Raw genomic sequence first — 12,813 nt, forward strand, 5'->3', positions numbered from 1 at the left:
GTCACCTGCGACAGGCCGGCCCAGGTTCAGGTGCGCATCAGCGCCCGTTGCGTGCCCTCCGTCAGCTGCCGGACCAGGCGGTTATGTTCGCTGGTTTCCAGGTCAACCAGTGCCTGGCGCCGCTCCAGAAATACCTGCGAACGTTTGTCCTGGAGTTCCCGATTCAACAGGCTGACCTTGTAGCTCACGGCTTGCTTGACCGTGATAAAAGGCTCCGGATGACTGTTGGCCAAATACTCAATCCAGAACTCACTCATCAAAATCGCCTCCTGCACGGCCGGTGATTGGCCGAGTCTGCGCAGGGTGCTGCGTGCCCGGCCCACCACCTCATCGGTGACATAGTCATCCACGGTGTACAGCAGCTCCAGCGGATAAAACGGCAATTTGAATTCACTGGCCAATTGGCTGCGCAGGTATACCGTGACCTCGGCCGGATCGACAGGCAGCCCGGCACGCTCGCGCTCGAGAATGAACTGGTCGGCAAAGTGGTCCAGTTGGTTGAGGTAGAAGCAACTCTCGGCCAATTCCAGCAACGCCCGGTCAGCCAGATAACTGCGCGGTTGCAACTTGGCCTGATGGATCCGGTGGTGCAGTTCCATGTTGGTAAAGGCCAGCAGCACACTGTCGCCGCAGTTGCCGGAGCCGTAGGTGTTGAGGCACACCGCGTTGCGCAGTTGCGTCGACTCGCCCATGGCCTGCAACAAGGTCCAGACTCGCTTGGTCAGGCCTGGCCTCAACTTTTTGTTGCGGTAGGCGTGCGTATTCTTCAGGTCACGCAGCACGCGGAATACATCATCGGCACTCGCCGTTTCATTGGCCTTGAGTTGTTCCCACAATTGTCGGCGCGGCGTTACGTCCTTCTCGGCGACGTCGGTCAGCCAGGTGTCGAAGTCATTGGGCGTCGCTGGGGCATGGGCGGGGGTGCGCAGTTGGCCACCCAGGCGAATACCGGTCTCGAGGTAGTAGCGGTCGATGCGTGCCAGGGTCTCGGCGGTCAGCGGGTTCTCATGCAAAAAGGTGTTGCGATTGGCGGCTTGCAGCCACGGGTTGGTGAACACTTCTTCGGGAATGGTGCTAATCGAGTTGGTCTGCAGGTGCAACTCCTCCAAAACCGGCAGGGCGCCGGCGCCGATCGGCCATTGGCTGATGCCGGTGTTGGCCAGGCGCAGGCGGCGTAGCCGGCTCATTTGGCTGACATCCGGGGTCAGGTCCAGGTCCGGATTATCGTTGAGGTCGAGGTGTTGCAGATTGACCATGCCGGCCAGGCGTTGCACGGCGTCTTCGGTCAGGCGAAGGTCGTTGTCGTTCAGGTCAAGGTGGTTGAGCGTGGTCATATCGGTGACCGCGCTGGGCAGTTCCGTCAGGTAACAATCCAGGCGCAGCACTGCGAGCCCGGTGAACTTGGTCAGAAAGTCCGGCCCCGAAGCGGGGAACGCGTTACCGGAAATCCGCAGGAATTGAATGTGATTGAAACCGCTGGTCCCGGTTATGAACGAGGCCGGTGGCAAGCCTTCGTCGTCCAGTTGCAACTCCAGTGACGGTACGTTGAACAGCCCGGCCATGTACACTGTGGAGGTTTCCCGGCGCCATGCCGCACACAGTTGGGAGGCGATATAGCGCCGCCTGCCCCGGCCGGTGCCCAACGGGTCGATCAGAGGGTTGTCGGCCGCCACAGGGGTTTCGCTCCAGCGCGTCAGTTGCGTATCCATGGCCTGGTACTCGGCTTTCAGCCGTTCCAGTTCGAGCAGTTTTTCCGGGTCGGTCATGTTCAACGCGCTCAGGAAGCTGCGTGCATCGGCATTGCCCAAGCGCGGGTACAGCTCCTGGACCTTGGCTACCAGGTTCGGCGGCCGTGGCCCGTGAAACGGCCAGAGGCGCTGCCACAGCGGGTACACCAGGAACGAACGATCCAGGCCCATGGGCGGTTGCATCCAGGGCTGCAAGTGCGGGATATCCAGCAGGCCCTTGATCTCCACGCGGCGAGCCAGGGCCTGCTCGGCGATCTGGCGGCGCAACTCGGCAATCGCGCTGTCGGTGTCAGCCTCCAGCAACACCTGCTCGGCAGCGGATAAGGTGCTGAGAATGACCATCAGCAATCGGGTCGACGGTTGGCCGAGTGTCTTGCCGTGTTCGTCATAGGCCTGATATCCACGGTTGGTCCTGGCCACGGTCTTGCGTGACGAACCCGCCAGGTGCCCCGCTGTTTCCAGCAGGCGTCCCTGGTCGTCCCATTCGCGGATATCGACGCGCAGGTTCTTCGGCCAGGTCGGCAGCCGGCGCAGCAGGTACAGCGTGATCCGGTCGCTGTCGGCATTGGCGCAGGCGTCCACATACAAGCCTTCGAAGGCACGGTTGAGGCGCAAGTCATGGGTTGTCAGGCGCGCCTGTTCTGACAGGCGCAGGCTCAGTTGGTTTTTTTCATGCAGTTGCTTGAGTTCCCGCGGCGAGGCATGGCCGAGAATCGCCTTGACCGCGTTGTTCGGCAGCGCCGGGTACTGGGTCTTGACGGGGCGCTCCTGGGCGGTGGTTGCGGCCTCGCTGCGCTGGTACATGGATTCGAGGATTTGCCCACGCTCGCGCTCAGTGTATTCGACCATCCGGTTGATCAGTTGGACCAGGCGCTGTTCCAGGGTTTGCGGCAGCTCGCCGAGCAGGGCCAGGGCAAGGTCGTCGTCGGTGACGAGTTTTTCCAGGAGCCCTGGGCTCCTGATGTCCTGGTCGGTGACTTGCACCACCTTGGCCCCGGGTGCTTGGTTTGTTGGGTAGCGCAGGGGGCTGGCGCTGCCGATAATCTCCAGCACGTGGCTGGCGGGCCAGCCTGGCAGGCTGGTGAGGATCAGCAGGCGCAGGTCCGGGTTGGCGACCGAGGTGCTGGGCACCTGATAGAGCGAGACGATGAACTGGGTGATCTGCTGGTCCATCCTGAAGCGCTTACAGGTATCGGCAAGCATCGGCGGGGCCGGCCGGCCGCTGCGGTGGACCTGGCGCAGCACGTGGGTCGGGGTGTCGGTCAGGGCGATGATTTTCGCCGCTTCGCCCTCGTCGACCAGTTGGTGGTCACCCCCCAAGCGGTACAGCAGTCGATGCTCGTCCCATTCCATGGGGTTCTCGCTGGACAGACGCCAGGCCCCTTCACGGTTGTGTTCCAGGGTGGGCGTATCGACGCCAATCTTGTCCGGGTGCTTGAGCCGCCACCGGAAAACCCGCTGGTCATAGATGACGCGGTACAACGAGCCAAACAACGGCAGGTAATGCTCGCCCTCATGGGAATACAGCCCCTGGGTATCGGGCAACAGTTTGGCCGGCAGAGACAGGGTGTGCTCGTATTGCTTCAGCGAACCGTCGGCCAGGCGCACATAGCCTTGCGGGTTGCGCTGGTCGCTCATGTACTTGCCCAGGGTGTTTCGCAGGCCTGGGGCGTCGGTCACGCTGGCCATGCCCAGCAGTTCCCGCTCATGGGGTTGCAACACCGAACCGATGGCCAGGTAGAAACTGTCGACGGCCGGTGTTACGGCGATCGTGCCCGCGTTGCGCATGTCATAGGCTTCATAGTGGCCCTCGCCGCTGTGGCGCAGCTCCACGGTGAGATCGTCAGGACCGCTGGAGCGATAGGGTTTGGCGATCCCGCCGTCGCGCACCTCGGTAATCACGAAGCCGCGCTGGAGCCGCTGGCGTACCAGGGCCGAGGCGAACTCCCTGGCCCATTGGTCGGCGTCGTTGTTGAATAACCGTGGGTGGTACAGGCCATCGATGGCCGCGTCGATGCGCAGGCAAGTGCGGTGGTTGTCCAGCAATTCACGAAAGGCACCGGGCAGTTCCCCACCTTGCAGGTAGGCCCGTTGTTGGCGGGGTGTCAGCGGCTGTTGTTCCAGCAGCCGTTCCAGCAGGGCTGCAGACAAGGGGCGGTTGAGGTCGCGCAGTTTTTTCAGCAGCGGTGTGACGGCCACCAGCGGCGCGGAGGCCTTGACGGGCAGGAAGCGGCGCACAGCGGCGGGCGGCAGTTGCTCGGGTTTTTCATAGCCGGCGTAACTGACCAGCGCGGCAAACAGCGTCAGGCGCTCCTGGCGTGCCAGGGTGACCACGGCCTGGCGCACCGCCATGATCCGCTGGGCCGGTGTGGCATCGGGTTGGTTGCTCAGGCCCAGTTGCGAGGTGCCGGGTTGCAGGCTGATCACCAGGCCCAACAGCGGTTCGCCGCGGTAAGGCACCTGGCCGCTATCCTCTTCGCTTTGGTAGCTGCCGTCTTCGTTGCGGATGATCGTAATGGTCGTCGGCTCGAGCAGTGGCTGGGTGCTTTTGCCGAAGGTCTCGATCACGCTGCGCTGCGGATCGCGGATGCTCAGCAGGGCGGTGGCCGGCCATTCGGGCAACTGGGTCAGCAGGCACAGCACTACGCTGTCGCCGTAGGGCGGCAGATAACCGGCTTGATGAAAGCGCCCGATGATGTGCTGGATCAGTTGGTCGGCTTGCAGGCGCCGCACACCTTCGATCAGGTTCAACGGCGCCGGCTCGCCGTGCCATACCTTGTCGAGGGTTGCACGGGAGGTGGCGGTGCAGAGCAACATTTGCTCGAGGTCGAGCTGGGTGATGTTCGAGGAGTCGCCGGGCAGCATCTGTTGCAGCAACTGGGTATCCGACAGGGCCTGGGCGTTATGCAGGTCGAAGGTCCAGGCTTGCAGCGCCGGGTCGAACACGATGGGTGGCTTGTAGCTGCTGCGCCCGTTCTTGAGCACGTAGCGCTGGGTTTGCTGGTCGTGGGTGACTTCGGCGACCTGGGTCTGCTGTTCATGGTGCAGCTTGACGTACTGCTTGCCCTGCACGTCGAATACGCACAGGGCATCGGCAGTCTTGCCCTCCAGCAGGTAAGGCTCGTCATGGGCGTAGGGGTGCGCGTCAGGCTTCCACAGTTCATCGACCCCGTCGGGCCGCGTCACCTTGCGCGGGTTGCCCAGGCGCTGCAGGTGTTCGAGCATGCGCTGGCGATGGACCCTGCCGGCGATGCTGATCAGGCGCCCGCTGATGGCCAGGTCGGCGACATCGCTGAGGGTCGTGGCAAAGCTGCTGGCATCGCCCTTGGCTGCTTCATTCAGGCCCACGCTGACGCTGTAGGTCATGCTGCCCAGCACCGCCAGTTGCATCACCCGGTTCATTCCCGTGACTCCGCCGGGCAGGGGCGTGAGCAGCAGTTGCAGGACTTCGGCGGCGATGGCCGCAGCGGCGTCCTTGAGTGCTTGCCAATCGGCTTCGGAGCGGGTGTTGGCCAGGGTGTCCATATCGGCCTGGCAGCGCTGGACCTGCCGATAAGTCAGGGTTTGCAGCAGGGTTTCGGCGGGGCCTCTGGGTGGATCGGCGGCGAAGCGGATGTCGTCGAGGGTGCGTTCGGGGAAGGCTGCGTGAAACCCGTCGTACAGCTTGCCGGCCAGCCAGTTCAGGCCTTCGGGGCGCTTCTCCAGGGTCAGCAACGGCTTGAACACCGACAGCCCCACCAGCGGCAGTTGCCGGGCAAACCAGCCGAGGTCGTCCTGGCGATGGCTGTCGCGCAGTTGCCGGCGAAAGTCGGCTTCTGCCGCGCGCGCGTCGGGGTGGTAGCGAAACGCACCGCCGGGGCGGAAAGGGAAATACGACAGCACCCCGAGGCTGGCCACGCGGATCAGCAGGAGCGGCACGGGAATGGCGCTCTCCCAGGGCACGAAGGGCACGGCGGCAATCGGGGTGACGCCCGAGGTCAGGCTCAGGCTCTCGACCGCCAGTGGCGGCCCGCTGCCATCGAGCGAGGCGGTGAGGCTTGCGTACACCGTTTGCGTCAGGCCGTTATGCGCGCGGTTGCGCCAGGCGTCCAGGGCATCGAACTGCAACAGGGCCTGCGCTGCCACGCCCATCAAGCGGCGCAGCGTACCCTGCTGATCGAGGGTGGCCTTGATCTTCACTTGCAGTTGGTGGCCCAGGTCCAGCTCGCGGGCGATGGCGATAAACTCCCGGGCCTTGAGGCTGCGATCGCCGTCGGGGCCCACCACTTTGCTGGCGTCGACGAGGCTGTAGCCGGAGTCCTGGCGCAGGCCTGAGGTGAAGCCGAAGTTCACACAGGCTGCTTCCCACAGGGACATGCTCTTGACGTGTTCGATTTCGCGGTAATCGATATCGGAGCGGCGCGGCGTGCGGATGTGGCTGCCGGGCTGGCGATCCCAGGGTAAGGGTTGCTCGATTTTTTCAATGTAGGTGGTGTCGAAGCGGTACTGCTCGGGATCGCGCCCGCCGATCCGGCTGCGCAACTGCGCCAGGCCATCGGCCTTGAAGGAACGCACCACCCGTTCTTTTTCGCTTTCAACGGCCGCCAGCGCCGCGTGGGCCTGGCGTTGCAGTTGCACGAAACGCTGTTGTTCTTCGGTGTCCAGGCCCTGTAGGGCTTGGGTCACATTGCGCTGGATCAGCTCCAGCGCCTGTTGCTGGGCCCAGGAGGTGCTCGATTGCAGATTGCCGGACAGGCCGTTGAGTAAATGATGAGTCGGCATGCGCTCTACCTTTCACGATAAGTGGAAGGCAGATGGAAGCACTGCGCATGCGCGCCCGGGGCCTAACTATTTAACGGGCGGCCCTCACTGCGTTGGGCCTGGTTCAACTGCTTGTTGAACTCCAGCCACGCCGCCAGCCCGGCCATCAACACCAGGCCCAGCAGCGCACTGAATATCTGCATCGGCCAGGCGTCGTCGACCTGAGCGTTGAGCATGTCAGCCAGCGGCGCCAGCAGCACCCCCAGGCAGAACACCTCCAGGGAGTAGCGCCCCATGCGGCAGCTTTGTTGCGCCAGCCAGTTTTGCGTCCAGCCCCTGCCGGGCAGCAGCTTGGCGGTGACATAGGCCAGGGCCAGGAAGTGCAGCAGGCGTACCGGCGACAGGTCGGTCTTGCTGATGGGGTACAGCAGCTCGCTCAACACGGCCGGCATCACGGCATCGTGGATTTCGGGCCAGCGCCAGGACAGGGTGATCACCCCAGCCAGCAGCGTATAGGCCGCCGCGCCAAGAAACAGCGGCTGCCTGTGCAATGGCCGGGTTTGCGGTGCGCGGGGCATACCTGCGCGGATCGCCGCCGCACCGCCGAGGACGAACAGGAACTGCCAGGTCACCGGATTGAAGTACCACACGCCATCGGCAATCGCCGCCAGGTTCCAGCCCAGCCGTGGCGCCAGCAGGTACACCACCATCGACACCACTACCACCGCCAGGGGCTTGCGTACCAGCACCGGCAGCACCAGCGGCAAGCCCAGCAGCAACACGATATACAGCGGCAACGGGTCCATCAGGTTGGGCTTGAAGCGCAGCAGCAATTCATCGGTCAGGGCTTGTTGTGGGTTGGTGATGAAGTGGGTCAGGCCCATTTCCTGCACCAGGTCGCGGGTTTCTACCTTGCTGTTGGCGAAGAACACGATGCCCATCAGCATCGCCAGCAAAAAGATATGCACCACATACAACACCCAGGCGCGGCGCAGGATTTTCAGGCAGGCCATCGGGTAGCCTTCGCGCTGCAACACCTTGCTGTAGGCCAGCACCGAGGCGTAGCCGGCGAGGAACACAAAGACCTCGGCGGCGTCGCTGAAACCGAAATTGCGCAGGGTGATCTGACCGAGCGGGTTGTGGGGCACGTGATCCCAGAAAATGAAGATCAACGCCAGGCCCCGAAAAAAATCGATGCGCGGGTCGCGTCCGTTAAGCATGGCTGCGGGCTCTTGAACAAGTCGTTAAGTAATGACCCGGGATGGTCGGCAATGGTACGCGCCGTACGTCGGGCCGGCGCAGGTTGGCGGTATTTGTAAGCAATTGCAAAGGTTGGGTATTACTGAATGTCTCAATTGCCCGAAAGGGTCATGCCGTTGGTCGTATAAGCGCTGCTACCTGTTATTTCTGACAGTAGACGGGCTTTTGTGAGCATGGCTTGCTTGCCTATCGGCTGCGATAGGCAACGAGGCGTGATGGTGGCATGAGCAGACTATGGATAGGGTTCTCCAGCTATACGGTGATTGGCATCGCCAACACAGTGATCCACTGGCAGCTTTTTTTCGTGCTCCGGGCAGCGCTTGACCTGAGCCAGGCCGTGAGCAATTTCCTGGCGTTTTGCGTGGCGGCGAGCTTCTCGTTTTTTGTGAATGCCACGTTCACCTTTGGGGTATCCGCTTCGCTTGGCCGCTACCTGTTATTCATGCTGTGCCTGGGCAGTTTGAGTCTGGTGGTCGGCTGGATGGGTGACTATTGGCGATTGCCCGGCCTGGTCACGGTGGCGGTGTTTTCCCTCAGTAGCCTGTTGTGTGGCTTCCTGCTGTCCAAGTACCTGGTGTTTCGCAGGCCTGAATCATGAGGCTTTCGCTGATCGTGCCGTTGTTCAATGAAGAACTGGCGATCGAGCCGTTCTACCAGGCCATACGCCGCGAACCATCGCTGCTGGAGCATGAGGTCGAGATCGTCTTTATCAACGATGGCAGCACCGACCGCACGCTGGAGATCGCCAGGGATATCGCGCTGCTTGATCGCAACGTGGTGCTGATCAACTTTTCGCGCAACTTCGGCAAGGAGCCGGCGTTGTTTGCCGGCCTTGAGTACGCCAGTGGCGAGGCGGTGGTGCCGATGGACGCCGACCTGCAAGACCCGGTGGAGGTGGTTGCTTGCCTGATCGAGAAATGGCAGCAGGGCGCCGATGTGGTCCTGGCCAAACGCCGCGACCGCTCCAGCGATGGCTACCTAAAACGCCACAGCGCCTCGCTGTTCTACCACCTGCTCAATCGCATCGCTTACACCCATATCGAAGAAAACGTCGGCGACTTCCGCCTGATGGATCGCAAGGTGGTGGACGTGATCAAGGCGCTGCCAGAGCAGCAACTGTTCATGAAGGGCGTGTTGTCCTGGGCAGGGTTCACCGTGGCGATTGTCGAATATGACCGGGCCTCACGGGTGGCTGGCCAGAGCAAATTCAATGCCTGGAAGTTGTGGAACCTGGCGCTGGAGGGCATCACTTCGTTCAGTACCTTGCCGTTGCGGTTATGGAGTTATATCGGTGCCGGTATTTCGTTATTGGCACTGGGGTATGCGGGGTACCTGATTGTCGACAAGTTGCTGTTTGGCAATGAGGTGCCGGGGTATCCGTCGTTGATGACGGCGATCCTCTTTCTGGGCGGTGTGCAACTGATCGGAATAGGCATATTGGGGGAGTATGTGGGGCGGATCTATATGGAGGCTAAGCATCGGCCGAGGTATGTAGTGAAAGAAGTAGTTCGGAACATGGCTCGGAGGTAGGTGCGATGTGGAATCAAAGGGAGTTGAGCCGAAAAGAAATAATGATAGTGTTTGTAGTGCTTTCCTTCGCTTATATTTATCCACTTGTTCATGCGGACTATGCCTATGTCGATGATAATTGGCGAGCTTTGCATCAGGCGCAAGATGCGTGGAAAAATCAAGGCCGGATCTTGCTTGAAGTGTTGCATAGGGTCTTGACGTTTACCGGTGGTACAACCAATATATTTCCTCTGCCGCTGTTGATATCTGTATTCGCACTTGCATTGGCCATGACGCAGTTGACCCTGTGGTATTTTACTCGCCCCTGTATTTTAAGTTGCCTGGTGGTGTTGCCAATTTTATGTAACCCCTTTTTCTTGGGCAATCTGACTTATCAGTTTGATGGTCCAGGCATGGTGTTGGCGGTTGTTGCGATCATTTATGCAATTACCTGCACTATTGAGCATGTGGTTTATCGGGGTTTTGCATCCGCATTATTGATAGCTATTTCATTGAGCTTGTACCAGCCCACCCTGTCGCTGTTTGTTGGCTTGAGCATTGTTGAATTCGTCTGTGGAGTAAAAAATAGGATTTCTACCGTTAAAGCTTTGTCATTAGCTACGCAGAGGTTTGTGCAACTGACTGCAGGAAGCCTGATCTATGCTCTGACTGCCTACCAGTTGACTGTGGATGGGCGAGGAAACTTGAGTGTTTTTGACGCTAGATGGCTTGAGGTAGCGGGTCAAAAACTGATCTTCGCTATGGAACAGGTTGGTCTATTGGTTAACCCTGGGGCAATTTATTTTACTGTTTTGTTGCTGGTTGTCGCGACGTTTGCGTTTGTTTTATTTATGAAAAATATCGTTGATATGCCAGGAGGAGTACTCAGCAGAGTTATAGTGCTGGCTGTGTATTTGCTTGGTTTTCCAATATTGCTGTTAAGTATCCCTGGCGTCATGCTGTTTCTCGTGGAGCCAAATCTGGATGCAAGAAATTACATCGGATTTTCCGCTGTCTTGGTTCTTGTCTTGTATTTGAACTATGAGGTGCTGGGGCGAGCTTGGCTAGCCGCTCGATGGGTGTTGGTAGTTCCAGTGTTGTTCATGTTTGCCTTTTGTTATGCCTATGGTCAGGTAATTATCGCGAAAAAAGAGCTTGAGATGGCGATGGCTCAATACATTGCAAAAGACATTGTTTCGGAAAAACAGCTGGGATTGGTACCGGTATTTTATTTTGTAGGTCCACAAACGGGGGGTAACTGGCTACCTCGGGGGCACGATGCCATGACCTATATGCCAGCACTGAGGTATATTTTGAGTAATGCTAACGTCTTGCTGCATCCTCACTTTTTTCCTCGGTTGGGAATCAATAATGTTGTTGGCGGTAAGCGTGATGTTTTTAACAAGTTGGTTGCTTTAAATGGCGTGGGTTCGCCTGTGGTGGACAGTAAGTTCTATTCGATTTATGTGACCTCTGAAGGGGGATACATTGTCATGAAAGAAATACGCGATTCCGAAAACTACAATGACATCCCCTAGAGCCGCTGCCGAATCGATGATCGGCAGCGGGAGATTATTTAAAACCCATCCATCAACAACACCCGGCACGGCCTGGCCTGATACGCATTGATCTGCGGCACCAGGCGGGTGAAGTGTTCGGTCTGGCAGTGCGCATCCAGCGCGGCCTGGTCGGGCCATTGCTCGATAAAGATAAAGTGCCCCGGGTCTTTCTGGTCGATGAACAAGTCGTAGGCAATGCACAGCGGTTCCTGGCGGGTTTTTTCCACCAGTTCGGCGTACCAGGGGCGCACTGTGTCCAGGTGTTCGGGTTGGATAAAGTCTTCAGCAATAACTTTCAACATCAGATCGGTCCTTAGGCAGCTTCTACTTCATGGGGCTCGAAACTGTCGGCTCGCGCCATCTGCCACATACGCGAATAAAACTCGCCGTTCACTTCGCCGGTCAGCAGTTCCCCAGGCTTTAAGAACACATGCAACTGCGAAAACAGTTTGATCTCGGTGGCCGACATGCGCCGCACCAGGTGCTTGGCCGACAATTGCGACGGATGATCAAGGCCGGCCGCCGCGAGCATTTCCGCCAGGGCCTTGAGGGTGTTGCGGTGGAAGTTGAACACCCGCTGGGCCTTGTCCGGCACCACCAGTGCGCGTTGGCGCAAAGGGTCCTGGGTGGCCACGCCGGTCGGGCATTTGTTGGTGTGGCAAGACTGCGACTGGATACAGCCGATGGCGAACATAAAGCCCCGGGCCGAGTTGGCCCAGTCGGCGCCGATGGCCAGCACGCTGGCGATATCGAAGGCGCTGACGATCTTGCCGCTGGCGCCCAGTTTGATCTTGTCGCGCAGGTTCAGGCCCACCAGGGTGTTGTGCACAAACAGCAGGCCTTCGCGCAGGGGCACGCCGATGTGGTCGGTGAATTCCACGGGCGCAGCGCCAGTGCCGCCTTCCTTGCCGTCGACCACGATAAAGTCCGGCAGGATCCCGGTTTCCAGCATGGCCTTGGCAATGCCCATGAACTCCCACGGGTGGCCCAGGCAGAACTTGAAGCCCACCGGCTTGCCGCCCGACAGCTCACGCAACTGGGCGATAAAGTGCATCAGTTCAATCGGCGTGGAAAACGCGCTGTGGCGGGATGGCGAGATGCAATCTTCGCCCATCAAAATGCCGCGGGTCTCGGCGATTTCCTTGGTCACCTTGTGCTTGGGCAGAATCCCCCCGTGACCGGGTTTGGCGCCCTGGCTCATCTTGATTTCGATCATCCGCACTTGCGGGTTTTGCGCCTGCACGGCAAAGCGTTGCGGGTCGAAACGGCCGTCGCTGGTGCGGCAGCCGAAGTAGCCGCTGCCCAGCTCCCAAGTCAGGTCGCCGCCGTTTTCCCGGTGGTAGGCACTGATGCTGCCTTCGCCGGTGTCATGGGCGAAGTTGCCGAGCTTGGCCCCCTGGTTGAGGGCGCGGATGGCATTGGCGCTCAACGAGCCGAAACTCATCGCCGAGATATTGAACACCGACGCCGAATACGGCTGCGTGCACTGCGGGCCGCCGACCACCACGCGAAAGGCGCTGGGGTCGCTCAACGGGGCCGGGCGCATGGAGTGGCCGATAAATTCGAAGCCGGACTGATACACGTCGATCAGGGTGCCGAAGGGTTTGTCGGCGCTTTCATTCTTGGCCCGCGAATACACCAGCGAACGCTGGGCCCGGGAGAAGGGCAGGGCATCGCTGTCGGACTCCAGCAGGTACTGGCGGATTTCCGGGCGGATGCCTTCCACCAGGTAGCGGATATTGCCCAGGATCGGGTAATTGCGGCGCACCGCGTGGGGGCTTTGCAGCAGGTCGAACACGCCGATCAGGCTGAGCACGCCGGTCACCAGGGTAAAGGGCCACAGCCATTCGTGTTGGATAAAGGGGAGGCTGGCGAGGGTGAAAATCACACACACGGCAAAGAATGCATAACGGCTAAGCAACGACAGGCTCATACGGTTTCCTTGGGTTCGGACTCTTTCTAACCTGCGGGAGCCGGCTGGCCGGCAATGGCGTTTT

The 12,813-nt window shown here is 60.0% G+C and carries 7 protein-coding genes; 3 read left to right on the top strand and 4 right to left on the bottom strand.

Going from position 1 to position 12,813, the window contains the following annotated elements:
• Positions 1-26: 26 nt before the first annotated feature.
• A complete protein-coding gene (locus HBO12_RS07290; RefSeq protein ID WP_170041810.1) occupies positions 27-6,509 on the bottom strand; it encodes an NEL-type E3 ubiquitin ligase domain-containing protein in 6,483 nt (2,160 codons plus the stop codon).
• Between the two features lie 62 nt (positions 6,510-6,571).
• Positions 6,572-7,708: an OpgC domain-containing protein gene (locus tag HBO12_RS07295; RefSeq protein ID WP_170041811.1), complete on the bottom strand. Its 1,137-nt coding sequence runs from the start codon at positions 7,706-7,708 to the stop codon at positions 6,572-6,574.
• A gap of 263 nt (positions 7,709-7,971) precedes the next feature.
• On the opposite strand from HBO12_RS07295, the gene HBO12_RS07300 reads away from it, so the two are divergent.
• The 3 genes from HBO12_RS07300 to HBO12_RS07310 are packed head-to-tail and all read left to right on the top strand — an operon-like array spanning position 7,972 to position 10,795.
• The gene (locus tag HBO12_RS07300; RefSeq protein ID WP_170041812.1) at positions 7,972-8,346 is read left to right on the top strand and encodes a GtrA family protein; all 375 of its coding nucleotides are present in this window, start codon (positions 7,972-7,974) and stop codon (positions 8,344-8,346) included.
• Positions 8,343-9,278: a glycosyltransferase family 2 protein gene (locus tag HBO12_RS07305; RefSeq protein WP_170041813.1), complete on the top strand. Its 936-nt coding sequence runs from the start codon at positions 8,343-8,345 to the stop codon at positions 9,276-9,278. The genes HBO12_RS07300 and HBO12_RS07305 overlap by 4 nt, the downstream gene beginning before the upstream one ends.
• 23 nt (positions 9,279-9,301) lie before the next feature.
• Positions 9,302-10,795, top strand: coding sequence for a glucosyltransferase domain-containing protein (locus tag HBO12_RS07310; protein WP_170041814.1), 1,494 nt, complete (start codon positions 9,302-9,304; stop codon positions 10,793-10,795).
• A 38-nt stretch (positions 10,796-10,833) separates the two neighbouring features.
• Here the strand turns inward: HBO12_RS07310 and HBO12_RS07315 are convergent, their stop codons facing one another.
• The gene (locus HBO12_RS07315; protein ID WP_169954475.1) at positions 10,834-11,118 is read right to left on the bottom strand and encodes a putative quinol monooxygenase; all 285 of its coding nucleotides are present in this window, start codon (positions 11,116-11,118) and stop codon (positions 10,834-10,836) included.
• Positions 11,119-11,129: 11 nt separating this feature from the next.
• Complete coding sequence (locus HBO12_RS07320; RefSeq protein WP_170041815.1) at positions 11,130-12,749, bottom strand: FMN-binding glutamate synthase family protein; 1,620 nt, start codon at positions 12,747-12,749, stop codon at positions 11,130-11,132.
• Between the last annotated feature and the right edge of the window lie 64 nt (positions 12,750-12,813).

This window comes from Pseudomonas sp. WS 5059, from assembly GCF_012985525.1.
Taxonomy (GTDB): domain Bacteria; phylum Pseudomonadota; class Gammaproteobacteria; order Pseudomonadales; family Pseudomonadaceae; genus Aquipseudomonas.